The sequence below is a fragment of the Clostridium sp. Ade.TY genome, assembly GCF_000498355.1.
GTDB lineage: Bacteria > Bacillota > Clostridia > Clostridiales > Clostridiaceae > Clostridium.
Genome location: NZ_AVSV01000025.1, coordinates 35,590 through 62,053 on the forward strand (window position 1 = coordinate 35,590; position 26,464 = coordinate 62,053).

Here is a 26,464-nt window from a genome sequence, read left to right on the forward strand (position 1 = left end):
TACTTTTTTTTAATTTATTAAAAGAGTCTTTCATTTTTTATTTTGAAAGACTCTTATTAACTTCTATGATATTATTTTATATTATCCTACCATCTAACTTATATAAACTTCTAATTTGTGATGTTTCACCATCATAATCAAAAGCTTCTATAGTAATATTTAAAACCCTATTGTTAGGTTTATAAATTTTACTTAAAGGAATTCTAAAAGAAGTATCATCTCTATCAACTGTACCAACCCAATAATTATCTATAAACAAATTATATCCCAATAAATCTATATCACTATTTTTCTTCCATGATACATAAATATATTTATCATCTTTCCATGCCTTTAATCCATTTACTTGTTTTGGTTGCATTAAAAGATCTAAATTATCTGGTCCCCAATTTGCATCTAGTGGATTATTAACTCCTTGAACTTTTTGACTTTCACTAAATTGCCAAATTCTCCACCTTGTCCATCCTCCTACATTTGGAGGAACTTTTGGATTATTTGGTATATTTGTATACATAGCAATCCAAAGAGGCATATTTTTTAATGGATATGTTCCTTCACTGGATTTAAAATCATCATAAAGTTGTATAAAAAATAACCCTGTATAAAGCATAAGTCTTCTTCTAGTTTTTTTCTCAAATCTTTTTCTAAATCTATCAACCCAGTTAAGAAGTGCATCTGTACCTATTTTAGGTTCTATTGGCGCTTCAACATCTAATACGGGAAATAAATCCCCATAATTTTTATTTCCAAATCCTTTTTGAAGAATGTTTATAAAATCATCACATTGTGAATCAGCTGTTAAAAGATTATAAGAAGGCACTGCATAATGGTATGCACCAACCGGTATGCCATATTTTCTACTTTCTGCAGCATATTCTAAAAACTTCTTATCAACTCTAAAAGATCCACTGCCTGACCCTGAAGATCTTAAATATAAAAAATCAATTGTTTTTGCTAGTACCGTAAAATCAACACCTTGGCTATATTCATTTATATCTATTCCAAAGGTACTTTTAGGATTTCTATCTTGCATAACTCCTCCAAAAGTAAAAATACTTATTCCTTATTAAGATATTAAATAAAATAGCTTAAGGTTACATTATTCATAAAATTATATAATTTATTTAATTCTAAGCCTTACATAGAAACTTATATCATTTCCATAACATTCTCCCCAAATTTCACCTTTATGCATCTCTACTATATTTTTTGAAATAGCAAGACCTAGCCCAGAACCTCCAAGATTTGTGTTTCTTGATTCTTCCATTCTATAAAATCTATCAAATAATTTATCCATCTTTTCTTTTGGAATACTTTCTCCTCTATTTTTTACAGCTATTGTTGCATATCCATCTTTTGAATAAACACCAATAATTACAGCTCCTGGTTTATAAGAATATTTAACTGCATTAGTTAAAAGATTTTCTAATACTCTAACCATTTTATCTGGATCTATACTTACTATTATTGGTTCATCTGATAATGTTTTTATTTGATCTACACTTGAGCTTTCAAAATAAGGTTTCAATTCTTCTGAAACTTGGGCAACAAATTCACCTAAGTTTACATCAACTTTATTAAGCTTTATTCCTTTATTATTATACTTTGTATATTCAAACAAATCTTCTATAAGTATTCTAAGCTTTTCTGCTTTATTATAAGCAATATCTAAATATTCATTCATTGATTTTTCATCTGTATATCTTTTATCTTTTAAAAGACCTATATATCCCATTATAGAAGTTAATGGTGTCCTTAAATCATGTGAAACATTTGTTATAAGATCAGCTTTTGTTTTTTCAGCCTCTTCTTGTGCTTCTATTCTATTATTTATTTCATTTGCCATGTTATTTACATTGGTTGCTATATTAGCAATTTCATCATTTCCATTTTCAGGTATTTTATGAGATAAATCACCATCTGCTATAGCTTTAATTCCTTTTGCAATTTCATCTAAATATTTTGTTTTCTTATTAGTTGCAATTAAGAATATTACTATAAATATTATTATAGATAACGTTAAAGCTAAATAAGAATTTGAAACTAAATAATCAACATATTCTATTCTTGCACTAGGAATACCAGTATATATCATATAAAATTTACCACCATCAACATCAATAGGATATACTGCTGTATATTCTCTTGATTCATACTCATCTTTTGGATTTTTAGAAACATTTTTAAGTACTGTATAAATATCTATTTTTTCTTCTGATGCATTTTGATTTCTATATAAAACTTTACCATCTATATCAGTTATATAAATTTTATTGTTATCACTTGAATAACGATCAATTAAATTATTAAAGAAATCTTTATTAGTTATTTTTATATCATTACTTATACTCTCATGTTCTATCTCATTTACTATACCTTGAGCACTATGTTCCATATCACTATAATCATATCTTATTTCTGCATTAGTATGGACATTTTTAAACATATCATTTAATATTCCATATGATATTGTTGAAATTATAAAACATATAGCAAACATAATCATAAGTTCAAATCTAATACTTTGCTTTATTTTAGTATCAAATTTTTCAATTAATTCTCTAATTTTAATACCTAACTTTGTTTCCTTAAACTCTTCGTATTTTCTTTTTAACTTCTCTCTTTTTCTCTCTTTAGGCTCCTTATCTTTTTTCTTTTTTCTATTTATCAATTTTATATCCTACCCCCCAAACTGTTTTTAAAAACCTAGGACTTCTTGGATTTTCCTCTATCTTTTCTCTTATCTTTCTAATATGAACCATAACCGTATTATCAGATTCCATATATTCTTGGTCCCATACACTTTCATATATATTTCTCATTGAAAATACTTTTCCACGGTTTTTAGCAAGTAAAACCAATATATCAAATTCAGTTGGAGTAAATCTAATACTATTTTCTCCTAAAAATACCTCATGAGTATCTAATTTTATGCATAAATCATCTATAACTATTGTTAATTCTGAATCTTCTTTTGGCTTATTGTTAAATTTTTTGTATCTCCTAAGCTGAGATTTTACTCTAGCTATTAATTCTAATGTATTAAAAGGCTTACTTAAATAATCATCTGCTCCCATATTAAGCCCTAATATTTTATCTATATCTTCTGATTTTGCTGAAAGCATTATAATTGGCATTTCACTTTCTTCTCTTATTTTAAGGCAAGTTTCTATACCATTTAATTTTGGCATCATAACATCTAATATTACTAAATCTATATCATTTTCTCTAAGTAAATATAATGCTTCCTCCCCATCTTGTGCTTTAAGTGTTTCGTATCCTTCACCTTTTAAATATATTTCAACTAAATCTCTTATTTCTTTTTCATCATCAACAATTAAAATTCTCTCTTTTCTCAAATTAATTCCTCCAAACTATTTTAATAGTATATTTAAAATTATAATTTTTACATCTTAAATAATTAAACAATAATTCCTTAATAAATTCTTAAAAATTATAATATAAAAATAAAAGGCTAAACTTTTAAAGCCTAGCCTTTTTTATATTATAAATTTATTATCTTTTTTCTTTTAATGAAGCTTCTATTATATTATCTATTAGGCCACTATATGAAATATTTATTCCAGCTGCACTTTTTGGGAATAAACTATTTTTAGTCATACCAGGTAATGTGTTAACTTCTAATATATATGGAACCTTGTCTTCTGTTATTATCATATCTACTCTTGCATATACTGAACATTTTAATGCTCTGTAAGTTAAAAGAGCCATATTTTCAACTTCTTCATGTAAGTCTTCTTCTAAATTTATTATAAATTCATCTGCTCCACCATCTTGGTATTTTGATTCAAAATCAAAGAATTCTGATTTTGGTTTTATAGCAAGTACTGGATACATTTTATCACTAAAAATTGGACAAGTTATTTCTTCTCCTTTTATAAATTTTTCAATCATAACTTCTGTATCCCATTTAAATCCTTCTTCTACAGCTTTTAAAACTTCACTTTTATCTTTTATAATGAATGTAGCAACACTTGATCCTCCATGTGTTGGTTTTATTACTACTGGATAACCAAGTTCTTCTATTTTATCATAATTTATTTCTTCTACACTTCTTAAGTTTAACCAAGGTGCAGTTCTAATTCCTGCTGCTTTTAAAAGACTTTTTGTCATATCTTTATCCATACATGCTGCACTACTTAATGGACCACAACCTGAATAAGGTATATTTAAACATTGTAATACTGATTGTACAGTTCCATCTTCACCAAATTGACCATGAAGTGCAAGTAATGCAAAATCTATCTTTTCATCTCTAACTTTATTTATTATATCTTCTTTTTTATCTATTACAATTTTACAAACATCATACTTTTTAGTATCTATGCTTTCTAATATTGATTCTCCACTATTTAATGATATCTCTCTTTCTGATGAGATACCTCCCATTATAACTCCAACTTTCATACTGTACCTCCAAAGCGCATAAAATTTTAACTTATAATATTATATCACTATCTAAAAAAAAATGTATAACTTTAATATGAAATTTGCATTTATTTGTAGAATAGTATATTGTTATCATAGAAAAATTTTAAATAGGAGGATTTTTACATGAATAATAAAAACAAAGCTATTATTCTTATGATAATATCAGCTCTTTCATTTGCTGTTATGAGTACATTTGTAAAACTATCTGGCGACTTACCATCAATCCAAAAAAGTCTTTTTAGAAATCTTGTAAGTTGTGTAGTTGCTTTTTATGTTATTAAAAAAAGTGGAGATAGTTTATTTGGTAAAAAAGAAAATAGAAAATACTTATTTTGTAGAGCACTTCTTGGAACGCTTGGAATTATAGCTAACTATTATGCAATAGAACATTTAATATTAGCTGACGCTAATATGTTAAATCAACTTTCACCATTTTTTGTAATAATATTCTCAAGTCTTTTCTTAAAGGAAAAAATTACAAAAAATCAATTTATAATTTTAATAACTGCATTTCTTGGAAGCTTATTTATAATAAGACCTTCCTTTAGCTTAAGTATTATACCAGCTTTAATTGGATTATCTTCAGCTATATTTGCAGGTGCTGCTTATACTTTTGTTAGATTTTTAGGCAATCGTGAAAAAGGTCCTACTATAGTATTCTTTTTCTCATTATTTTCAATATTATTTACATTACCATTTGTAATTGTAACTTTTAAACCATTTAGTCTAATTCAATTATTTTATTTATTAATGGCTGGGGTAGCTGCATCTGTTGCACAATTCTCATTAACTTCAGCATATAAATATGCACCAGCAAAAGAAATTTCAATCTATTCATATACTCAAATAATATTTACTGCATTTATTGGATTTATACTTTTCGGACAAGTTCCAACAGAGTTTAGTTTAATTGGTTATTTAATTGTAATAGGAGCTTCAATTGCAATGTTTATATATAACAATAAATTAGCTAGTAAATCTTTAAAATAATTTTTAAAAAAGCTAAGACAAAATTTGTCTTAGCTTTTTACATATATTCTTTTTTATCTTTCCATTTGCATAAATGATTTAAAGGACACTCAAAGCATTTTGGTCTCTGAGATGAACAACATCTTCTTCCATGAAAGATTAAAAGATGATGTGTAAGTGACCATTCCTTTTTAGGTAATTCTTTTTGAAGCTGCTTTTCAACTTCTAAAACATTATCTGAGTTAGCAAGTCCTAATCTATTTGAAACTCTAAATACATGTGTATCAACTGCTATAGATGGAACATTAAAAGCATTTGATAAGACTACATTTGCTGTTTTTCTTCCAGCTCCAGCAAGTGACATTATCTCTTCCATTGTTTTTGGAACTTCACCATTAAAGTTTTCTTTAAGCTGCCTTGCCATAAGCACTAAATTTTTTGCTTTATTTCTATATAAACCAATTTGTTTTATTCTTTTTTCAAGATCTTCATTTGTTAAAGTTAAAAATGAATCTAAATCTCCATAATCTCTAAAAAGGGTTTCTGTTACTTCATTAACCTTTTTATCAGTAGTCTGAGCTGATAAAATTGTTGCCACTAATAATTGAAAAGGTGTTTTGTAATTTAATTCACATTTTGCATCTGGATAAATTTCTTTTAATATTTCAAGTATTTCTTTTGTTCTCTTCTTCATAATTCACACCCCGTTTTCTATTTTAAATAAACTCGCCCTAAAAAATATTAGAGCGAGTTTTTAAAATTTAATTATTTATATACACCTCTATAACTTTCTGGTAATTCCTTAGCTATAGATTTCATTAAAATTTCCATACATCTATCATCGTATTCATGCTTAGTTTCTTCTTTTTCTTTTTTTGGTAATGTTAATGGATCACCAAAGTTTACATATACATCAGCATCTTGCCAAACTTCTCCACCCATATCACCATCTTTACATATTGGTAAAAGTTTATCAGTTCCAGCCATTCCTATTGGTACAACAGTTACACCTTTAACTTTAGCAAGAAGTAATATTCCTTTTTTACCTTCTATCATAGCCCCAGTTCTACTTCTTGTTCCTTCAGGAAATATTAAAAGATTTTCTCCCCCTCTTAATACTTTTACCATTCTTGTCATAGCTTCCTTATCAGCTGTATTTGGTTTTATTGGAATATTTTTAACCATTTTTATACCTATATTAGTTATAGGATCACCTGATAACTTAACTCCTGCTACAAAATATGGATCAAAATCTTCTTTTAGCATTTTATTTAAAAGTAACCCATCTGCATTACTCAAATGATTACATATAAAGACTATAGGGCCTTTTATATCCTTTATTTTTTCATATCCATTGATATGCATATTTGCATGATTTTTTATGTATCCGTCAGTAATTTTCTTTCCAACGTACACCACTAAGCTTTCTGGTAACATTCCTATAAGCTTTGCCATAAATGGTGATAACATAAAATTCCCACCCACTTCCTAAAATATTAATCAACCTATATTATATTCTAGATACTTACAAAAGTCTATCTATATAATTATTTATGTATGGAGATTCACTTTTTATATCTTTTATACATTCTTTTTTAAGCTTAGCTTTTCTTATTATTGCATTTCTTATCAAAGTATTTTTTCCTCTCCAACCACAAGAAGTATTTTTATAACTTTCTTTAAATGTTTTATTATTTAAATTTATTATAAAATCTTCATCATTATCTTTCATAAAGTCTTTTACTCTAAATTTTTCTATATTTGAAAATTTTATATTTTCATTATATGGACACTTTAATTGACAACTATCACAGCCAAAAATTCTTCCATTTAATAAATTCAATTCTTTATCACTTAACTCCTTCTTTTGAGTTAAATAAGAAACACAAATATTAGTATTTTTCCTAAATTTATTAATTGCCTTAGTTGGACATTCATTAAAACAAATGTTACATTCACCACATTTTTTATATTTTAATGATTCTTCTAACGTAATTTTATCTTCTTCATATATTTCCAAATCAGTTATTATTTCACCTAAAAAAATATATGAACCATACTTTTCCGTAATTATCATATTATTTTTTCCAACAAATCCAATACCAGCTAAACTTGCTATATATCTTTCAGGTAAAGAATTACTATCTACTAAAGAAACAGCCTTACCTCCAATTTCTTTAATAAATTCACATATTTTATCTAAATATTCATGCAAAACTTTATGGTAATCTAACCCTTTTGTATAAATAGAAAAACCATTATCATTAAAGTTTTCTAAAGTAGCATAAGGGAAAGCTATTGATATAATAGTCTTTCCCTCTTCCATATATATATTAGGATTTATTCTTTTTTCTATATCTTCTTCTTCAAATTCATTTTGAAGATTTAAAGCCTTTCTTTCTATTAAGAAACTTTCAAGTTCTTTAAATTTTCTACACTTTATAAAGCCAACTAAATCTAAATTTAAACTGCTACAAAATTTTAAAATTTCATTTCTTATATCCATTTTCAAACACATTTACTAAACTCCATATTTAAATTATCATTTCGTTATATATATCTTTATATTCACCTTTAATATTTTTAATTGTTATAATTTTAGCACTTACTTTTTGAACAACCTTTGCAGGTATTCCAACTGCTGTTTTATTATCATCTATATCTTTTAAAACAACTGAATTAGCACCTATTTTTACATTATCCCCAATATTTATAGGACCTAAAACTTTAGCCCCAGTTCCTATTATAACATTATTTCCAATAGTGGGGTGTCTCTTTCCTTTATGCTTTCCTGTTCCTCCTAAAGTTACTCCATGATATATAGTAACATTATCTCCAACTTCTGCTGTTTCTCCAATTACTACACCCATTCCATGATCTATAAATAACCCTTTTCCTATTGTAGCTCCTGGATGAATTTCTATTCCAGTAAAAAATCTACTTATTTGCGATACTAATCTAGCTAAAAAGAATAATTTATGCTTATATAATTTATTTGATATTCTATATGCAATTAATGCATGAACTGATGGATATAATAAAAACACTTCTAATTTACTTCTTGCTGCTGGATCTTCTTTTAATATTCTTTCCAAATCATAATTTAAATTTTTAAACAAGAGCAGTTCCTCCTTTAGATTTTAAATTTCTTTAGTATAAACCCATTGATAAATATTTTTCTCCACCATCTGGTGCTATAGCTAAAACTTTTTTACCTTTTCCTAATTTTTTTGCTATCTTTTTAGCAGCTACTATTGCACTTCCTGAAGATATTCCAATTAATACTCCTTCTTCTTTTGCAAAATCTCTTGCTGCCTCAAATGCTTCCTCATCTGTTACCGTAATTATTTCATCAACATATTCACTTTCATATATTGCAGGAATAAATCCAGCCCCTATACCTTGTATTTTATGTGGTCCAGGTTTTCCACCACTTAATACTTTAGAATTTTCTGGCTCAACTGCTACAGTTTTTAAATCTTTTATTTGTTCTTTTAATTTTTTTGAAATTCCTGTAACTGTTCCACCTGTTCCAACACTTGCAACAAAAACATCCAAATCATTTATATCATTTAATATTTCTATAGCTGTAGTTTCATAGTGCTTTTCTTTGTTTGCATTATTTTCAAATTGTTGTGGCATAAAGTATCCATCTTTATTTGAAAGTTCTGTTGCTTTTTCTATAGCTCCCTTCATTCCCTTACTTCCATCAGTCAATATAAGTTCTGCTCCATAAGCTCTTATTAAAGCTCTTCTTTCTTCACTCATAGTATCTGGCATAACTATTATTACTTTATATCCTTTAAGATTTCCTATCATTGCAAGAGCTATTCCTGTGTTACCACTTGTTGGTTCAACAATGATATCTCCTTCTTTTAGTATCCCATTTTTTTCTGCCTTTTCTATCATTCCAAGAGCAGCTCTATCTTTTACACTTCCACCAACATTAAATTTTTCAAGTTTTACATATATGTCTGCACTATCTTTATCCGTACTTCTCATTTTTAATATTGGTGTGTTTCCTATCATTTCTAAACTGTTATTGTAAATCATATTAATACCTCCCAAAATTTCTATTTTTAATTTTATGTATAAAAAAAACTCCTTCTCTAAATATATAGAGACGAAGTAAGTTCCGCGGTTCCACTCTAATTGAATTAAAATAATTCCTCTTTTAAATTCAAGTACATTAAAATACTTTATCGCTATAACGGGCGAATCCGGAGAGTCTTACTAAAATTTCAGACCACAACTCCAAAGGGCACTTCATATAAATTCTTTATAAAAAGCTCTCAGCAATGCTTTTCTCTCTGTAATATTCCTTTATACTACTTTCCTTCTTCATAGTTTTTAATTCAGAGTATTCTGATATGTTTTATATATATTATTATATTCTCTTTTATTTTATTGTCAACACTTTTATAAAATTTAAATTTTAATAAAAAAAGTGCAGTATTACTAAAAAGATTTAAACATCTTAAATAGTTTTACCACACTTATATTTTAATATTTTTCTTTTGGTTTTCTATTTTTCTTCTTCCATAATGGATATAAATATTCATCAACTATATCATGAATTATAACTATACCTATAAGTTTTTCTTCTTCGTCAACTACCGGAACTGATAAAAGATCATATTTATTAGCTATTTCTACCGCTTCATCAACATAATCTTCATGTTTCAGATAGTTAATATTCGTTTCCATTATTTCACTTAATTTATTATTTCCATTACTTAATATTAATTCTCTTAAAGAAACTGAACCTTGTAATTTGTCCTCATTATCAGTTATGTAAATATAATACATAACTTCTTCATCAGGTTGCATCTCTTTTAATATATCAACTGTTTCTTTAACTGTTATATCTAAATTTAATGATATGAAGTCTTTAGCCATTATACTACCAACAGTTTCATCTTCATATTCTAAAAGTTCTTTTACTTCTTCAGCATCCTCTTTTTCAAGGTTTACTAATATTTTTTCTCTTTCTTCTTCATCTAATTCATCCAAAAGGTCTGCAATTTCATCACTTGGCATATTTTCTAAAAGTTCAGCTGCTTTGCTTTCTGATAATTCCTTTATAATTTTACCTTTATATTCTTGATCTAATTCTTCTAATGTATTTGCAGCTAAATCATCATCAAGTGATTCAAAAACTTGCTTTCTTGATTTAGTATCAAGTTCTTCTAATATGTCCGCAAGATCAGCTGGATGTAATTTTGAAAGCTTTTTATATGGCACTTGTAACTTTAAATTATTATTTATCATCTCTAATGATTCAACGTCATCCCACATTAAAACAGTTTCTTCAAAACTTTTCCCAAGCAATTTATATATAGGTTTTATTAAAAAGCTAAGTCCCATTCTTTTATATCTAACAAGTGGCCCAGTTTCAACTGCCACAACTCTATATTCACCAGCAATTTTAGCTATTCTTAAATCATCAACTCTAACTACTTTTTTACCATTTATATCTACAATCTTCTTATCAAGAAGATGTCTTGATAAAAGATAACTATAAGTTCTTGGAAGTATTTCTTTACTTCCCTTTGTTTCTATAGTTACTTTACCATCAGACTTATAAAAATTTATATCTCTAAATTCATAGTGATATATAGAACCATCTCTCTTTACTTTATAACCAATTATTTTTGGGTACCCTTCTTCTGTAGTTACATATACATCTTTTAATATACCCATACTATCGTTAAATTCATCATATATCTTTTTTCCTAATATATCTGTATAAGAAAATACTGTCATTTGCTTCATTATAATTCTCCTCCTTATTGCCTATAGGAGAAACATTATAACTATTAATTATGACAGTTAAAAAGTTTATAAATTAAATAGGAGTTTCCCCTAAGACATTATTGAGTTTTGGGTTGTCATTTAAATTGGGTCCAGTCTCCATTTATTAATTCACCATCCTTTTTTCTTGAATTTATAACAATAAAAAATGGCTTTGTTATAACACAAAACCGCATAAATTTTCACATAATAAATTTATTTTATGTTTATAATAAACTTACTCTATAATTACATTATATTATATAAAACTCAAAAGGCAACCATTTTTATAATATTTCTACATTATTTAAATGTTTTAATACAACTATTTAAGCTTATTAAAATTAATGCTTCTCCAAATATAGAGTATGGAATAGGATTTATTCCTATCATTATTGTTATAATATCTATACATATTAATGATACTATTATCATTAACTCAATTAAATTACTCTTTAAAACATTTTTTTTATTTAAAAATAATGTTCCTAAAATTAAAAGTAAAATTAAAATTATTATAAATACTAGATTTATATATATATTATTATATAATTTTAATGTATATCCAAAAGTATTATTTAATATAATCTTACCTTTAGAATATTTATTAAATATTACATATAATGCTATAAATATAATACTAAATAAATATATTTTATTAAATGAAAATTTTTCAATTCTAAAATAAACATAATATATACCTATTATAATTAATGGTATTATTAAATAATCCAAATATAATAATCCTTTCAAACTATATGCTATAGAAGAATTTTTTATTATACACATAAGTAATATAGCTAAATTTCTTAAAAATATTCCCATCATACCAATTATAAAAAATACCTTTATCTTTATAGGTAATTTTCTGTTAAATTTTTTTATTATACCTAAAAATAAAAAAAGTATAAGTAAAAGTTCTACGTAATATATAATACTTATCATATTAAACACTCCTAATTTAAAACTATGTTACTTATACTTATTAAATATTATTTTATTTTATTCCTTTAAACCTAAAACTTGTATTCCACCCTTTATGCACTTAACGTTAAGCGGAAAATCTGGTCCTTTTTCTCCATCTATATCAGTTACTATATCTTCATCACATTCTATTATTACTTCATCTGTCTTAAAGTGAATTACTTTATCTGATTCTAAATGATCTCCTCTTAAAACTTTTAAGAAAAGAGGTAGTAATTCTATAACAGGAACAGCTTTAAATAAAATTAAATCAAGTTTTCCATCTTGTATATCAGCTTTAGTTGCTAAATTAAGATTTCCAGCAGTTCTACCATTAAAAACTAATAATAAATACATCTCTCCATTATAATTAACTTCTTTTGATTTTAACGTTACATTTAATTTTCTAAAATTAGGTAATTCCTCAATTCCTTTTATATAATAAGCAAGCTTTCCGATTGCATTTTTAAGATGAACATCAGTTTTTTGAGATACATCTGTAAAAAGCCCAGTACTTGCAACATTTATAAAGTATTTATCATTAATTTTTCCTATGTCAACATTTTGTGGTATTGATGTAAGTATTCTATTACATGCTTCTTTTACAACTTGAGGCATATCAATAAATTTTCCAAAATCATTTGCAGTACCAACTGGAAGAATAGCTATCGGTATATTAACACCTTTTTTCATCATGGCATTTAAAACTGAATCTACAGTTCCATCCCCACCAGCTATAAGTATATGTGCATAACTATTATCAATACAATCCAAAGCTTCACTTATATCTCTTCCTCGTTCTATTCTATAAGGAATTATTGTATGATTATATTCTTGGTATATTTTTATTATATTATCTAGTTCATTTATTATTGCATTCTCTCCAGAGTAAGGATTATAAATGAAACGTACTCTTTTCATTATTATTCCTCCTTTAGTCAAAGTTAACTAATATTATACATTTCTTAGAAAATATTGTCTACTTAATTTAACGGAAATATTAATTAATAATTATTTATAAAGTCTATCTAAAATTTTTCTTAAGATTTATTTTTTCCTTATATTTCAGTAATTTGTATGCTATAATTACTAACTGTAAGTTATTTATGATTTTTAGGAGTGGTTATATGAAAAAAAGTTGTATTCCTAACGTATTTACATTCATAAATTTGTCATGTGGAGTTCTTTCTCTACTTTCAACATTTGAAGGAAAGTACGTTCAAGCATCAATATTAGTGTTGCTTGCAGGATTAGTAGATAGGTATGACGGAAGAGTTGCTAGATATTTAAATGTATCAAGTGAACTTGGAAAAGAATTAGACTCACTAGCAGACCTTGTATCATTTGGAGTTGCTCCTTCTATTTTAATCTATACTTTATTTAATTTTAAAGATTTAGGACCATTTGGAATAATAGGTTATGCTATACTTTTAGCATTCCCAATTTGTGGTGCATTTAGATTAGCTAGATACAATGCATCTACATTTGATGGTGTATTTACTGGAATTCCTATTACAATCGTAGGTTGTGTTATGGCATTATTCGCAATTATATCATTTTATATCAAAATAGAAAACATAAACATATTTATACCAGTAATACTTATGATTTTAGGATCTTATTTAATGGTGAGTACATTAAAACTTAAGAAATTATAACATTTTATATCTCAGATATTTTTAGTATCTGAGATATTTTTTATTCACTTTCATCTTCATCCCTTATTGGATGAGGATGTGTTGAATCATTAAATAAATTTAACTCTGTATCTATTTCTGTCTGTATTACACTCTTCATTCCATTTTTTGCTTTTCCATTTGTGTAGCTATCAAATACTACATCATTTTTTATTTTGCTATACTTCAAATAATTATGTTGATGTTTTTCTATAACATCCATTATTTCATCTATTTTTTCCCCAACTGCATCAACTCTACAAATTGCATTTTTTACTTCCTTATCTTTTCTTCCATATATATTATTAAGCTCTGCCGCACCAGCAACTAATAACCTATATGAATCAACATAAGACTTTAATAAATCTGATAATCTTCTAAGCTCTTCATATTGTACATCCATTGCTTTCTTTGGCATAAAGTACTCCTTCAAAATAGTTCTATATTTTTATATTATTTTCTTAAAAATATTTTATTCCATTATTTTAATACTGATTTTTATAACTTAATTTTACTAAAAAGCATAAAAATAGGGCTGCTAAAAAACAGCCCATAAATTACTTATTTGAAGTAATTTCATCTGCAAATTCTACATCTGTATTTATCCATCTTAAAAAATCATCTTGTAACTCCTTATTATTCATTGCCTTTTCACAACTAATATTTTTTTGGCATTTTGAGCACTCTTTATTTCTATAATCAAATTCTACTTCAACAAATTCTTCTAATTCATCATTTAATATATCAACTTTAAAAAAGAATTCATTTCCATCTGGATATCTACAATACATAAAGACTCCTCCTATTTACTTATTTTGCAATAAGGTTTAAAGTATGATCTTTCATATTTGCATAATGGACAAACAGCTGGCGCTTCAGTTCCTTCATGTATATAACCACAATTCATACATTGCCAATAAGTTACTTCATCTGACTTAAACATCTTACCAGTTCTTATTTTTTCACAAAGAACCAAAAATCTTTCCTTATGTTTTTCTTCTACTTCTCTAAGCTCTTTATAAAATTTTGCAATTTCTTCAAATCCTTCTTCTTCTGCAACCTTTTCAAATTCTTTATAAATATTTTCACTCTCTTGATTTTCAAAATAAGCTGAATCTACTAAATTATCTTCTGTAGAACCTATTTTACTTAAATATTTTTTAAAAACCTCTCTTGAATGAGCATATTCATTTCCTGCTGTTTCATCAAATATTTCAGCAACCCATCTATATCCTTCTTCTCTAGCTTTCTCTGCATACAAATTATATTTGCCTCGTGCCCTTGACTCTCCTGAAAAAGTTTTATAAAGATTCTTTTCCGTTTTACTTCCTTTTAATTTCACCTTATACTCCTAAGTAATATTAATTTCTATTTATTTTATTCCTATCTTTTAAATTTGTTACCTTCTGATATTGCTACCTTGCCACCTTCGCATATAAGAGTAAACTTCTCACCATTTCTATCTTTAGTGTTAAGTCTTACTCTATAACCCCAAAGCTTTCCTAAATATCTTAATGTTTCTTTAGCATAAGATAATTCTAATTCTCGTCCATCAAAAACATGCTCTAATGTTAAAGTATAATCTCTCTTATTTAAATCTATAACTCTAATATGAGGTATACTTCCTATACCAGATGAAAATGCTAAATTATCCCTAATACTTTCCCATCCAACATCATCTGAAACTTCTTCTACTACAAAGTCAAAACTTCTCCTTCCATATTGGAAAAGATTAAGTTCTTCACATAACTCTTTTGTAAGATATCTCCTTATAAATGAAGCATCTCTTTCAAGAGCTCTAACTTCAAATATTTTTTCTCTTCCATATCTTTTTTCTAGATCCATAAATATTTTAAACCCTACATAATAAGGATTTAAACCACCAGGTATTGGAGATACTACATCATTATGTCTTTTCAAAAATTCTAAATATAAATCTTCTGATAATCCTAAATTTTTTAATATATTGTAATGACAAAAGCATGCCCAACCCTCATTCATAGTCTTAGTTTCTATTTGTGGAAGAAAATATTCAGTTTCTCTTTTAACTATTCTTAGAACATTTTTTTCCCAATCTTCAAGCTTTCCATATTCAATTATGAAACCAACAACATCATCTCTTGGCTCTAAAGGAATTTTATCTACTTCAGGTTCTTCTATTTTTGTATCCATATCAAGAAAATCTCTATTTACTATTTTCTCTTTATAATCATTAATTCTTCTATCTTTTATTTCACTATCACTTAACTCCTTTACTCCTATAGATCTTTTAATACTATATCTTACAGCATGAGCTGCATCTAGTATTTTTTCAACCTTTTCATAACCTATATTAGGGTTATTTATATATCCTCTTACTACTTCTGCATCTAACTTAAACATTTCAAGAGCTCTGTCAGCATTTGTACCTTCTTTAAATAATCTATTATTTTTAAAGAAATCATTATGTCCATAAACATGAGCCATAGTTAATATTTGAAGCAATAAAGTATTATCCTTCATAAGATAAGCAAGACAAGGGTTTGAATTTATTACCATTTCATAAGGTAATCCAGTAAGATTTAATGAATATAAAGTCTTATTTTTTTCATAAGACTTTCCATAACTCCAATGAGGATATTTAGAAGGCATACCAACGTATGCCTCATATCCTATCATTTCATTAAAACCTATTACTTCAAACTCTTGAGGATAGTAGTTAAGTCCTAAAGCTTTAGCTTCTTTTTCTATTTTCTCATTCCATATCTCTAAATCTTTTAAATTATATTCCAAGAAAATCTACTCCTCCCCCATCTCCTTACTTAGCATTTGTTTAAGTGCTTCCCATAAATCCTTCTTTTCTTTTACAATAACTGTGGCAAAATTATCTTCTTTTATTTCTTTATTAAATCTATAATACATAGTTGTTGAATAAGTTGACGGTAAGAGCTCTGCATATCCAAACATATTACTAATACCACAAAGTTCTTTTACTGCTACCATGGCTTTTTCATTATCTTCAGTCCAGTTATCACCATCACTTGCATAAACAGGATAAATGTTCCACATCTCCTTAGGATATTCCTCTTTTATAATATCTAATGCTAAATTAAGTCCACTTGATATATAAGTTCCACCTGATTCTGCTTTATGGAAAAACTCATATTCATTGACTCTTTTAGCTACTGTTGTATGAGATATAAACTCAAATGCTAAGTTATTATATTTCTTTCTTAAAAATTTAGATAACACAAAGAAAAATGATCTTGCAAGATATTTTTTTGTACTATCCATAGAACCAGATACATCCATTATAAATACCATAACAGCATTACTTTCTCTTTTCGGTTTTTGTTTAACTCTATAATATCTTAAATCTTCTTCCCTAAAAGGAAACCTTCCTACATCTACAGATTTATTGCTATCACTTAATTCCATAAGTGCTCTCTTTTTTCCTTGCTTTCTAGCTATTTTAGACATTACAGTTTTCTTTTTTGCAAGTCTAGGTCTTATTCCATATCTTTGATATCCACTTCTTCTTCCTGCACTTTCACTAATTATTTCGGAATACTTTTTCTTATCTAAATTAGGAAGATCTAATTCTTCTGCTATATAATCTAATAACTCATCTAATGTTACTTCTGTTTCATAAATATCATCACCTTCTGAGTTACCAGCCCCTTTATTTCCTTGACCTTGTCCTGGTTTTCCTTGACCTATTTTATCTCCACGCTTTTCTTCTCCAGTACCAGTTGCAACACCTTTTGAATTTTTACCATAAACAAACTGATATTCTTTAATTCCCCTTATAGGAATTTTAAATTTTTTATTTTTACTTTCTCCAATAATGCTTTCTTCAGATAAAATATCACCTAAATTTTCCTTAATGGATTTTTCTACTAATTGCCTATGTCTTCTTCTATCTTCAATAGATCTATCATGATCTACAGGATTTATTGTATTATCTCTAAATATAGCCATAATACTTATTTAATCTTTCCATAGATTATTAGCAGCATACTTTAAGATTACATCACAGCAATGTAGACAGTAACCATTTCTTTGCATTTCTTCTACCATAGCATTATATTTTTCAGTTTGCTCTTTATCTCTTACCCTTGATTTAGTTATTATTCTTGAAAGATCTTTAACTGATGCCATAAGTTTCTTTTCTATTGCTTCTTTAATTGGTTCATAAGATGTGTATTCCATCTTTCCACCATTTCTAACTAGATAGAACATATATGATGTTACATCAGCTCTAAATCCTTTAGCTGATGATTCAGATACTCCTATTTGTTCTTCTATACTTCTCATAAATTCTTCATCTGGATTTAGTTCTTCTCCAGTTGATGAGTCTTTTATTTTGCTCTTATTTACAAATGCTTCTGCATTATCTATATAATTATTAAATAAACTTTCAGCTTGTTCTCTAAATGAATGGATAAATGCTTTTGTAATTTCCTTTTCTAAAATTTTATTGTATTCTTTTCTAATTGTATCTTGTATAAATCCTAAATATCTCTTTTTATCATCAGCTCCGATATCCATTTCTTTAACTGATTTAATTATACTTTCCATTATACTAAGTGGATTTATACAATTATGCTCTGAATTAGAAAGAGCATTGTCTATAGCCTTAATAATAAATCTTGTTGAAATTCCTTTCATTCCTTCGTAAGGTCCAGCTTCTTCTCTAAGCTCTCCTATATCTATTCTCTTTGTTGAGCCTTTTTCAACTATTTCTTCACCATTATATATTTTAAGTTTAGTTATAGGATCTACTTTATTTGATCCCATAAGTCTTGAAAGTATTGCAAACATAGCAGCTATTTCAATTGTATGAGGAGCTATATGAGCATCAAAACTACTCTTTCCTAAAATCTTTTTATAAATCTTAACTTCTTCATCAAGTTCTAAACAATAAGGAACTTCTATTTTTACTATTCTATCTAATATAGCTTCATTTGTATGGTCAGCTTTAAATTTATTCCATTCAGCTTCATTAGAATGAGCAACAATTACTCCATCAAAATAAATCATTGAACCTTTACCAGGTGAAGGTACTGATTTTTCTTGAGTTGCAGTAATTATTGTATGAAGATATTCAACATCATTTTTAAATACTTCTATAAATTCAACCATTCCTCTATTACCAACATTAAATGCTCCATTTAATGAAAATATTCTTGGATCATCTTCTGGATACATATCCATTTTTGAAATATCAATTGAACCTGTAAGAATTGATGTATCTTGGTTATTAGGATCAACTGGTGGCACTACTCCAATTCCTTTTCTTGATCTTATTGAAAAAGTTTTTCTTTCCACTGGAATATCTTCATATCTTCCTCCATATTCATGCATAAGTCTATACTTACACACAGGACAAAGATCACCTTCAATTTTAACTCCTAAAAGTTCTTCAAACTCAGGTCTTAAATGTTTAGGAATTAAATGAAGAGGCTCCTCATGCATTGGACATCCTTTTATACTATAAATAGGATCACAACTTTCAAGAGCTTTCTTTAATGATTCTACTAATGATGATTTACCAGCTCCAACAGGACCTACTAAATAAAGAACCTGCCTTGCTTCTTCTCCTCTCATTGCAGCTGAATGAAAATAGTTAACAAGTTTCATTAAAATTTTATCAATTCCGAAAAAATCATCTTTAAAGAATCCATATTTTCTTATTACTTCATTTCCATAAATTCTTTTTACTTTATAGTTATCTTCGCCTTTTAAAACCTCTACACCATCTCTTAAAATAGTATCATAAAGTCTATTATGAGCTAATTTTGCAATAGTTGGATCTTTTTTAACTATTTCTAAATAGTCAAGAAATGTACCATTAAACTTTTCCTTTTCTCTGCTTTCTCTATCATTTTGAATAAATTGTTTAAAATCCATATATTGTTCCTCCCCCCTTTTGTTAAAATATATTCATTAGGTAATATAATCTATGACAAAAAAATATTTAGATTTTATAAAATTTAATAATATAAACTATATTTACATTCTCAAAATTTTCCTTTATAATTTAATTGTATTTTATTATTTTAAATATAATTAAATAATGTTAAAAACTTTGATTAGAAAAGTGTGGTTTATTTAACTTATACAGAGAATAGTCTTTTTAGCTGAGATAGACTTTAAGGTAATTTTCCATTTTAAAGTGCCTCTATGAGTTCTTTAGTCGAATTTTATCAAAAGTAGATTAAAGCGTGAACGCACGTTATAGCGTTATAGTATTTTTGTACTTAAAATTTTGAGTTATATGTATCTTGTTACATATAAACAGAGTGGAACCGTGGAAGCTATTACTTCTGCCTCTGTATTTAGAGGCAGGAGTTTTTTTATGCTTATAAATAAATTAATAAAAAGGGGGACTTCTTTTGAAGAAATTATTTAATAATTTAATTTTTAAGCTTCTTTTAGGAGTTGTAATTGGTATTATAATTGGTAATATTGCTTCTACTTCAGTAATAGGTGTAGTAGTAACTATCAAATATATACTAGGTCAGATTATATTTTTCTCAGTTCCATTAATAATTTTGGGATTCATTACTCCATCCATAGCAAAACTTAGAGAAAATGCTGGAAAGCTTGTTATGTATACCGTACTTATAGCTTATCTTTCATCTGTTTTTGCAGCATTTTTATCTATGATAGCTGGATATAATTTAATTCCAAAGCTTTCAATTGCATCAAATACATCTGGTTTGAAAAAACTTCCTGAACTACTATTCAAACTAGATATACCACCTATAATGAGTGTTATGAGTGCATTAGCTCTAGCATTACTTTTAGGACTTGCTACTGGTTGGACAAAATCAGATTTATTTGAAAAACTATTAGATCAATTTCAAAATATAATATTAAGTATTGTAAACAAAGTAATTATTCCAATACTTCCATTTTTTATAGCAACAAACTTTGCTGCTTTAACATATGAGGGAGGAATAAAAACTCAGTTACCAATATTTTTTATAGTAATTATAATAGTTCTAATAGGACATTTTATTTGGCTTTCTGTTTTATATATAATAGGTGGAATTATATCAAAAGAAAATCCATGGGAAGTTGTTAAATATTATGGACCAGCATATCTTACAGCTGTAGGTACTATGTCTAGTGCTGCTACATTACCTGTTGCTTTAGAATGTGCTAGAAAATCCAAATCTCTTAGAGAAGATATAGTTGATTTTGCAATACCACTTTGTTCTAATATCCATTTATGTGGTTCTGTTCTTACTGAAGTTTTCTTCTTAATGACAGTTTCACAAATACTTTATGGTAAGCTTCCTAGCCTTTCAACAATGATATTATTTATATTCTTGCTTGGAATTTTTGCAATAGGTGCACCAGGTGTTCCAGGAGGTACTGTTATGGCATCACTTGGATTAATTATAAGTATATTAGCTTTCGATGAAGCTGGTACTGCTCTTATTTTAACTATATTTGCACTTCAAGATAGTTTTGGAACTGCTTGTAATGTTACAGGAGACGGGGCAATTGCTCTTATGCTTACAGGTATAGCTAAAAAGAAAAATCTATAAAAAATAAATAACTGTATAAGAAAATTCTTATACAGTTATTGTTTTTTTAAATTCATATTTTTTATTAAACTTATTATTTCTTCTCCATACTTTAAAAGTTTCTTTTCACCCATTCCACGAATATTCATAAGACCTTCTTTGTTTTCTGGTTTTTTATTTGAAATTTCTATAAGTGTTGAATCTGAAAATATTATATAAGGTCTAATATTTTCTTTTACTGCTTTAATTCTTCTCCATGATTTTAAAGCATTATAAAGTTCTTTATTTATTATTTCTTCATAGTCTTTTTCAATTTTCATAAGAACTTTTTCTTCTGACTTTAATACTTTTATAGATTTATTATTTAATATTAACATAGAATATGTCCCTGGCTTTAAATTTACATATCCACATTGTATTAGACCTTTTATTATCTCTCTTATAAATTTATTGCTATACTCTCTCATAATGCCAAAGGTTGTAATATTATCTAATTTATTTTGTATTATTTTAGGGCCTTTTATTCCTCTTAATATATCAATTAAAACAGATATACCAAATCTTTCTCTAGTTCTAAATACAGTTGATAAAATAATTTGACTTTCTCTTGTAAAGTCTTGAATTTCATCACTGTTTATACAATTTGTACAATTATTACAAAAATTAGTTATATACTTATTATCAAAATATTTTAATATAAATTCTCTGTAACAACCTTCACTTTCTGCATAATTAACTATAGATTGAAGTTTTCTAAGTGCTATTTCACGTCTACCTATTCCACTACTTTTATTTATTAAAAATTCAACTCTTCTTATATCATCTCTTGAATAAAATAAATAGCAGTCACATTCCTCTCCATCTCTCCCCCCTCTGCCTATTTCTTGGTAATAACTTTCCAAATTTTTTGGTAATGTTACATGTACAATATATCTTATATTAGACTTATCTATTCCCATTCCAAAAGCATTTGTTGCAATCATTACTAATTTTCTCTCATATAAAAAATCTTCTTGTGATTTATCTTTTAATTCATCTGACATTCCAGCATGATATTTTAAAACGCTATAACCTAAATCTTTAAGATTTTTATATATAATTTCTACTTCTTTTCTTGAATTGCAATATACTATTCCTGATTCATTTTCATGAGACTTTATTATATCTTTAAGTTCTTCTTCCTTATAAACTTCTTTAAGTACATGTATATTTAAGTTACTTCTATTTATATCTCCTAAATATATATATGGATTTTTAAGTCCTAAAAGATCTATTGAATCTTTTCTAACCTCATCTGTAGCTGTAGCTGTAAAAGCAGAAATAACTGGATTACTTTTTAAATCATTACAGAACTTATTTATATATCTATAACTTTTTCTAAAATCATGTCCCCACTCTGAAACACAATGAGCTTCATCAATTGCAACTTGTGCTATATTTAAATTTTTTATCATATTTTTAAAATAATTTGATTCCAACCTTTCAGGGGATATGTATATAAGCTTATAAATACCTAATGAACAATCTTTAAGTATTTCTTTTATTTCATTGTTATTTAATGTGCTATTTATATAAACTCCATTTATACCTATTTCTTTTAAACTATCCACTTGATCTTTCATAAGTGAAATTAAAGGAGATATTACTATAGTAATTCCATCAAATAATATTGCTGGAATCTGATAACATATAGATTTACCACCACCAGTTGGCATAAGACAAAAAACATCTTTTTTATTTAATATAGTATTTATTATTTCGAGTTGACCTTCTCTAAATGTTTTATATCCATAGAACTTATATAAAGCATGATAAACTCTATCTATATTATTCATTTTAGTCTATCCTCCTCATATATTTCATATAATTAGTTATACCATCTTACTTTAATAAATTCCACTAAAATGTAATATTAATTTTACAATTATAGTTAATAAAAATAGTCAAATGATAACATTTACATGGTATAATATATATATAAATTAAAATATTTCTCACATTTAAAAGGAGGAGATTTTATGAACCCATTAAGTCATTTTGTTGATTTTTTATTACCAGTTGCAATGATAATTTTCGGAGTATTATTTGCTATTAATCCACCAAGTGATATAAATGAGCATTACGGTTTTAGAACAAAACGTTCTATGAAATCTAAAGAAGCTTGGCGATTTGCTAATACTCAATTAGGAAAGATATGGGTTATACTTGGTATTATTTCAATTATTCTTATTGGTATAATTAAATCAACATTAAATCTTACAGATGATTTAATATCAATGATAGGTTTATTCGGAACATTATTTTCTATATTCATATCATTAGGTATTGTTGAAGAAGAATTAAAATTGAATTTTGATAAAAAAATAAATTAAAATAAACTAAAAGTGGCGAAAAATTTCGCCACTTTTATATTTAAATTATTTTCCATTTTATTATTATAGAAAGCACTCCCAGTTTTTCATCTTTTTCTGCCCATATTTTATGACCTTGTTTCTCAACTAAAATTTTAGTTATTGCAAGACCAAGCCCAGTGTTTTGTCCTGTCCTCATTCTATCAACAGTAAAAAATCTTTCGAAAATTCTATCTACATCTATTTCTTCTATTTCACTTGTACTATTAGAAAACTTAGTTATGATATAATCTCCTTCTTTTTCTAATGATATACTTACACTATCTTTTGCATATTTTAATATATTTTGAATTAAATTAGTGAAAATTCTATTTATAGCTTTTACATCTCCATATACTTTACATAAGTTTTCATCTATATTTATATTAGGCTCTATTCCTTTACTTGATATTTCCTCATAAAAAGCTGCTATTATTTCACATAATATATTATTTAAATTAACTTTTTCTATATCTAAATCATACTCATTTGCCTGAAGTCTTGATAAATCATAAAAACTTGATATAAGATTTTTAAGTACTATTGATCTTTTTTCTATTATATTTAAATACTCTTCTTTTAGTTGTTTATCAACATTGTCATCTTTAAGTAATTGAACATATCCAATAATTGAAGTTAATGGTGTCCTTAAGTCATGAGATATATTTGCTATAGCTTGCCTAAGCTCTAAATCCATACATCTATACTTTTCTTCTGTTTCTTTTCTTAAAATTATATTTTTATTTATTTCTACTATCAATTTTTCAAGTTCTAAACTTGGATATTTAACCTTAAGTAGTTCATTTGTGTTTCTATTATTTAATTTTTTAACATCAAACCTAAGTGCCTTTATATTTTTTACTAGTAAAGTTAGTATTATAATTAAAACTAATATTATTACTAATAAAAAAAACATGAATATTCCTTGCACATTAAATCACCTAAAATCTATATTATAATTTTACTTTATTTCTTGTTTATTAAATATAATTATACCAATTAAAACAAATATTATAGTATATATTGTTCCACCTAAAATGGAAAATACTAAAGTTAATTTGCTTGTATTTATTGACCCAACATTTGATAATAATGTAGTAAGTAATATATTATTAATACAGTTAAATTTTTTCCATATAAAAATTGATAAAATCCATACTAAACCTTTCATATTAGTAATTACTAAATAATATACTATGTAAATTAGTCCTCTCTTTATAGTTATTGCTAATAAATTCGCAATTGAAATTCCAGCTATATATATAGGAATTGAACATAAAAATCTTGTTATAACATTGCTTAATAAAACTAAGGAATTTCCATCAGATTGTATAAACATTAATGCTATAGTTACTGCTATTAAACAAATAAACATTATTATAAATGCTAATATAATTTGAGCTATAAATTTACCTAAATATATTTCTGTTCTAGATAAATTTGATACTATAAGATTTTTATAAGTCCCTTCTCTATAATCATCTAAAAATACAACAGCAAATACCATTACTAATATAAGTATAAAGTTAAATGTAAATCCAAAATTTGATATTAATACTTCTCTTGTTATTCCTGGAGGATTAAATGAATTTATTGCTATTGGCATTAAAATTATAAGTCCTATAAGTACAGCAAGTAACTTATATGCAAATGATTTTCTGCTGTATTTATAAAGTTCAGCTTTTACTAAGTTAAGCATTATCTTCACCTCCAATTAATTGTATAAAGTAATCTTCTAAATTACTTCCAATTCTTTGTAGTTCAAATACCTTAACTCCAGCTTTTACTAATTCTGAATTAACTATATAAGGTTCATTTATAAAATCATATACCCTTAAATTATTACCATTTAATACATCATATGATGTACATCCTAACTTCTCTAATACTACCGTTGCTTTTTCAGAGTTGTCTACTTTTATTGATATATGATGTCTACACTTCTCTTCTAACTTTTCAGCAGATAATTCTTCAATAAGAACTCCATTGTCTATAAACCCATAACATGTTGCAAGTTGAGACAGTTCACTTAATATATGACTTGAAATTAAAATAGTAGTTCTTTTTACTATGTTAAGCTCTAATAAAATCTCTCTAATTTCTTTTATTCCCATTGGGTCCAATCCGTTTATCGGTTCATCTAATATTAAAAAATCTGGGCTTCCAAGTATAGCAAGTGCTAACCCTAATCTTTGCTTCATACCAAGTGAAAAATCCCTAAACCTTTTATTTCCCGTTTGATCAAGCCCTACAATTTTCAATGCTCTTTCAACTGATTCTTTTTCTACAATCCCTTTTTGTATTCTATAATATTCCAAATTATCTTTTGCTGTCATTTTAGGGAAGAACATTGGAGTTTCTATTATTGCTCCAATTCTTGAATGTTCTTTTATTCTTTCATTCTTAGTTACCTTTCCAAATAACTCTATTTCACCAGAAGTTTGATCTGTTAATGATGTTATCATTTTAATTATAGTAGTTTTCCCTGCTCCATTTTTTCCTACAAGTCCGTAAATATCGCCTTCTTTTATAGTCATATTAACATTATCTACTGCAAATTTATTACTATATTTTTTAGTTACATTTCTTGTAATAACTATATTTTCTCTCAAATTTTTTTCACCTTCTTATAAATGCTTATATATAGAGTTTAAAATATTTTATGAAAGATATCTTAAATTAAACATTAAGAAAGTCTTAA

General features: G+C 26.5%; 26 protein-coding genes and 1 other annotated feature. Of the genes, 4 read left to right on the top strand and 22 right to left on the bottom strand.

The annotated features are described in order from the left end of the window. Positions 1-76: 76 nt before the first annotated feature. From O212_RS0109075 to O212_RS0109090, 4 genes are all read right to left on the bottom strand, one after another. Positions 77-1,033 (bottom strand): glycoside hydrolase family 25 protein, encoded by a 957-nt coding sequence (locus O212_RS0109075; RefSeq protein ID WP_024614796.1) that lies wholly within the window; start codon positions 1,031-1,033, stop codon positions 77-79. A gap of 87 nt (positions 1,034-1,120) precedes the next feature. Then, positions 1,121-2,671: a HAMP domain-containing sensor histidine kinase gene (locus O212_RS0109080; RefSeq protein ID WP_024614797.1), complete on the bottom strand. Its 1,551-nt coding sequence runs from the start codon at positions 2,669-2,671 to the stop codon at positions 1,121-1,123. Then, positions 2,661-3,359 carry a response regulator transcription factor gene (locus tag O212_RS0109085; RefSeq protein ID WP_024614798.1) on the bottom strand — a complete coding sequence of 233 codons (699 nt, stop codon included), beginning with the start codon at positions 3,357-3,359 and terminating at the stop codon, positions 2,661-2,663. Before O212_RS0109085 ends, O212_RS0109080 begins: the two co-directional genes overlap by 11 nt. 157 nt (positions 3,360-3,516) lie before the next feature. Next, complete coding sequence (locus O212_RS0109090) at positions 3,517-4,428, bottom strand: D-alanine--D-alanine ligase (protein WP_024614799.1); 912 nt, start codon at positions 4,426-4,428, stop codon at positions 3,517-3,519. Positions 4,429-4,575: 147 nt separating this feature from the next. Between O212_RS0109090 and O212_RS0109095 the strand changes: the two genes are divergently transcribed. Then, the gene (locus O212_RS0109095) at positions 4,576-5,442 is read left to right on the top strand and encodes a DMT family transporter (RefSeq protein ID WP_024614800.1); all 867 of its coding nucleotides are present in this window, start codon (positions 4,576-4,578) and stop codon (positions 5,440-5,442) included. Between the two features lie 37 nt (positions 5,443-5,479). On the opposite strand, the gene nth is transcribed toward O212_RS0109095, so the two are convergent. The 8 genes from nth to O212_RS0109135 all read right to left on the bottom strand — a co-directional run bounded on the left by nth (position 5,480) and on the right by O212_RS0109135 (position 13,098). After that, positions 5,480-6,115, bottom strand: a complete 636-nt coding sequence (nth, locus tag O212_RS0109100; RefSeq protein ID WP_024614801.1) for an endonuclease III — start codon at positions 6,113-6,115, stop codon at positions 5,480-5,482. Between the two features lie 71 nt (positions 6,116-6,186). Then, positions 6,187-6,891, bottom strand: a complete 705-nt coding sequence (locus O212_RS0109105; RefSeq protein ID WP_024614802.1) for a lysophospholipid acyltransferase family protein — start codon at positions 6,889-6,891, stop codon at positions 6,187-6,189. Between the two features lie 55 nt (positions 6,892-6,946). Then, a complete protein-coding gene (gene queG / locus O212_RS0109110) occupies positions 6,947-7,927 on the bottom strand; it encodes a tRNA epoxyqueuosine(34) reductase QueG (protein ID WP_024614803.1) in 981 nt (326 codons plus the stop codon). Positions 7,928-7,955: 28 nt separating this feature from the next. Next, the gene (gene epsC / locus O212_RS0109115) at positions 7,956-8,540 is read right to left on the bottom strand and encodes a serine O-acetyltransferase EpsC (protein WP_029699282.1); all 585 of its coding nucleotides are present in this window, start codon (positions 8,538-8,540) and stop codon (positions 7,956-7,958) included. Between the two features lie 31 nt (positions 8,541-8,571). Continuing rightward, a complete protein-coding gene (gene cysK, locus O212_RS0109120; RefSeq protein WP_024614805.1) occupies positions 8,572-9,474 on the bottom strand; it encodes a cysteine synthase A in 903 nt (300 codons plus the stop codon). A gap of 63 nt (positions 9,475-9,537) precedes the next feature. After that, positions 9,538-9,775: a binding site (T-box leader), on the bottom strand. Between the two features lie 149 nt (positions 9,776-9,924). Continuing rightward, positions 9,925-11,196 (bottom strand): CBS domain-containing protein, encoded by a 1,272-nt coding sequence (locus tag O212_RS0109125; protein WP_024614806.1) that lies wholly within the window; start codon positions 11,194-11,196, stop codon positions 9,925-9,927. A 321-nt stretch (positions 11,197-11,517) separates the two neighbouring features. Further along, positions 11,518-12,159 carry a hypothetical protein gene (locus tag O212_RS0109130; protein ID WP_024614807.1) on the bottom strand — a complete coding sequence of 214 codons (642 nt, stop codon included), beginning with the start codon at positions 12,157-12,159 and terminating at the stop codon, positions 11,518-11,520. Positions 12,160-12,216: 57 nt separating this feature from the next. After that, positions 12,217-13,098, bottom strand: a complete 882-nt coding sequence (locus O212_RS0109135) for a YegS/Rv2252/BmrU family lipid kinase (protein ID WP_024614808.1) — start codon at positions 13,096-13,098, stop codon at positions 12,217-12,219. A 206-nt stretch (positions 13,099-13,304) separates the two neighbouring features. On the opposite strand from O212_RS0109135, the gene pssA reads away from it, so the two are divergent. Then, positions 13,305-13,835 carry a CDP-diacylglycerol--serine O-phosphatidyltransferase gene (gene pssA / locus O212_RS0109140; protein WP_024614809.1) on the top strand — a complete coding sequence of 177 codons (531 nt, stop codon included), beginning with the start codon at positions 13,305-13,307 and terminating at the stop codon, positions 13,833-13,835. A 40-nt stretch (positions 13,836-13,875) separates the two neighbouring features. Here pssA and O212_RS0109145 read toward each other — a convergent pair whose 3' ends face one another. The 6 genes from O212_RS0109145 to O212_RS0109170 all read right to left on the bottom strand — a co-directional run bounded on the left by O212_RS0109145 (position 13,876) and on the right by O212_RS0109170 (position 19,745). Next, positions 13,876-14,271 (bottom strand): hypothetical protein, encoded by a 396-nt coding sequence (locus O212_RS0109145; RefSeq protein WP_024614810.1) that lies wholly within the window; start codon positions 14,269-14,271, stop codon positions 13,876-13,878. Positions 14,272-14,410: 139 nt separating this feature from the next. Next, positions 14,411-14,644 (bottom strand): hypothetical protein, encoded by a 234-nt coding sequence (locus O212_RS0109150; protein WP_024614811.1) that lies wholly within the window; start codon positions 14,642-14,644, stop codon positions 14,411-14,413. 11 nt (positions 14,645-14,655) lie between these two features. Next, positions 14,656-15,195: a rubrerythrin family protein gene (locus tag O212_RS0109155; protein WP_024614812.1), complete on the bottom strand. Its 540-nt coding sequence runs from the start codon at positions 15,193-15,195 to the stop codon at positions 14,656-14,658. 41 nt (positions 15,196-15,236) lie between these two features. Next, positions 15,237-16,625 carry a SpoVR family protein gene (locus O212_RS0109160; RefSeq protein ID WP_024614813.1) on the bottom strand — a complete coding sequence of 463 codons (1,389 nt, stop codon included), beginning with the start codon at positions 16,623-16,625 and terminating at the stop codon, positions 15,237-15,239. Between the two features lie 6 nt (positions 16,626-16,631). Then, positions 16,632-17,813 (bottom strand): sporulation protein YhbH, encoded by a 1,182-nt coding sequence (gene yhbH / locus O212_RS0109165; protein ID WP_024614814.1) that lies wholly within the window; start codon positions 17,811-17,813, stop codon positions 16,632-16,634. A gap of 9 nt (positions 17,814-17,822) precedes the next feature. Beyond that, the gene (locus tag O212_RS0109170) at positions 17,823-19,745 is read right to left on the bottom strand and encodes a PrkA family serine protein kinase (RefSeq protein ID WP_024614815.1); all 1,923 of its coding nucleotides are present in this window, start codon (positions 19,743-19,745) and stop codon (positions 17,823-17,825) included. 485 nt (positions 19,746-20,230) lie between these two features. Between O212_RS0109170 and O212_RS0109180 the strand changes: the two genes are divergently transcribed. Then, positions 20,231-21,394 carry a dicarboxylate/amino acid:cation symporter gene (locus O212_RS0109180; protein WP_024614816.1) on the top strand — a complete coding sequence of 388 codons (1,164 nt, stop codon included), beginning with the start codon at positions 20,231-20,233 and terminating at the stop codon, positions 21,392-21,394. Between the two features lie 35 nt (positions 21,395-21,429). Here O212_RS0109180 and recQ read toward each other — a convergent pair whose 3' ends face one another. Beyond that, a complete protein-coding gene (recQ, locus tag O212_RS0109185) occupies positions 21,430-23,208 on the bottom strand; it encodes a DNA helicase RecQ (protein ID WP_024614817.1) in 1,779 nt (592 codons plus the stop codon). A gap of 183 nt (positions 23,209-23,391) precedes the next feature. Between recQ and O212_RS16025 the strand changes: the two genes are divergently transcribed. Continuing rightward, a complete protein-coding gene (locus tag O212_RS16025) occupies positions 23,392-23,745 on the top strand; it encodes an SdpI family protein (protein WP_024614818.1) in 354 nt (117 codons plus the stop codon). A gap of 40 nt (positions 23,746-23,785) precedes the next feature. On the opposite strand, the gene O212_RS0109195 is transcribed toward O212_RS16025, so the two are convergent. Genes O212_RS0109195 through O212_RS0109205 form a run of 3 tightly spaced genes read right to left on the bottom strand, consistent with a single transcriptional unit; the run spans position 23,786 to position 26,375 of the window. Next, positions 23,786-24,679, bottom strand: a complete 894-nt coding sequence (locus tag O212_RS0109195) for a HAMP domain-containing sensor histidine kinase (protein WP_152524859.1) — start codon at positions 24,677-24,679, stop codon at positions 23,786-23,788. Between the two features lie 45 nt (positions 24,680-24,724). Continuing rightward, positions 24,725-25,462 (bottom strand): ABC transporter permease, encoded by a 738-nt coding sequence (locus O212_RS0109200; protein ID WP_024614820.1) that lies wholly within the window; start codon positions 25,460-25,462, stop codon positions 24,725-24,727. Beyond that, positions 25,455-26,375 carry an ATP-binding cassette domain-containing protein gene (locus O212_RS0109205; RefSeq protein WP_024614821.1) on the bottom strand — a complete coding sequence of 307 codons (921 nt, stop codon included), beginning with the start codon at positions 26,373-26,375 and terminating at the stop codon, positions 25,455-25,457. The genes O212_RS0109200 and O212_RS0109205 overlap by 8 nt, the downstream gene beginning before the upstream one ends. Positions 26,376-26,464: the final 89 nt, after the last annotated feature.

Coding starts and splice junctions, on each gene's coding strand:
- O212_RS0109200 (WP_024614820.1), bottom strand. CDS start 25,462: ATGCTTAACTTAGTAAAAGCTGAACTTTATAAATACAGCAGAAAATCA.
- O212_RS0109135 (WP_024614808.1), bottom strand. CDS start 13,098: ATGAAAAGAGTACGTTTCATTTATAATCCTTACTCTGGAGAGAATGCA.
- O212_RS0109170 (WP_024614815.1), bottom strand. CDS start 19,745: ATGGATTTTAAACAATTTATTCAAAATGATAGAGAAAGCAGAGAAAAG.
- recQ (WP_024614817.1), bottom strand. CDS start 23,208: ATGAATAATATAGATAGAGTTTATCATGCTTTATATAAGTTCTATGGA.
- O212_RS0109145 (WP_024614810.1), bottom strand. CDS start 14,271: ATGCCAAAGAAAGCAATGGATGTACAATATGAAGAGCTTAGAAGATTA.
- cysK (WP_024614805.1), bottom strand. CDS start 9,474: ATGATTTACAATAACAGTTTAGAAATGATAGGAAACACACCAATATTA.
- O212_RS0109195 (WP_152524859.1), bottom strand. CDS start 24,679: ATGTTTTTTTTATTAGTAATAATATTAGTTTTAATTATAATACTAACT.
- O212_RS0109090 (WP_024614799.1), bottom strand. CDS start 4,428: ATGAAAGTTGGAGTTATAATGGGAGGTATCTCATCAGAAAGAGAGATA.
- queG (WP_024614803.1), bottom strand. CDS start 7,927: ATGGATATAAGAAATGAAATTTTAAAATTTTGTAGCAGTTTAAATTTA.
- yhbH (WP_024614814.1), bottom strand. CDS start 17,813: ATGGCTATATTTAGAGATAATACAATAAATCCTGTAGATCATGATAGA.
- nth (WP_024614801.1), bottom strand. CDS start 6,115: ATGAAGAAGAGAACAAAAGAAATACTTGAAATATTAAAAGAAATTTAT.
- O212_RS0109105 (WP_024614802.1), bottom strand. CDS start 6,891: ATGTTATCACCATTTATGGCAAAGCTTATAGGAATGTTACCAGAAAGC.
- O212_RS0109095 (WP_024614800.1), top strand. CDS start 4,576: ATGAATAATAAAAACAAAGCTATTATTCTTATGATAATATCAGCTCTT.
- O212_RS16025 (WP_024614818.1), top strand. CDS start 23,392: ATGAACCCATTAAGTCATTTTGTTGATTTTTTATTACCAGTTGCAATG.
- O212_RS0109130 (WP_024614807.1), bottom strand. CDS start 12,159: ATGATAAGTATTATATATTACGTAGAACTTTTACTTATACTTTTTTTA.
- O212_RS0109075 (WP_024614796.1), bottom strand. CDS start 1,033: ATGCAAGATAGAAATCCTAAAAGTACCTTTGGAATAGATATAAATGAA.
- O212_RS0109125 (WP_024614806.1), bottom strand. CDS start 11,196: ATGAAGCAAATGACAGTATTTTCTTATACAGATATATTAGGAAAAAAG.
- pssA (WP_024614809.1), top strand. CDS start 13,305: ATGAAAAAAAGTTGTATTCCTAACGTATTTACATTCATAAATTTGTCA.
- O212_RS0109150 (WP_024614811.1), bottom strand. CDS start 14,644: ATGTATTGTAGATATCCAGATGGAAATGAATTCTTTTTTAAAGTTGAT.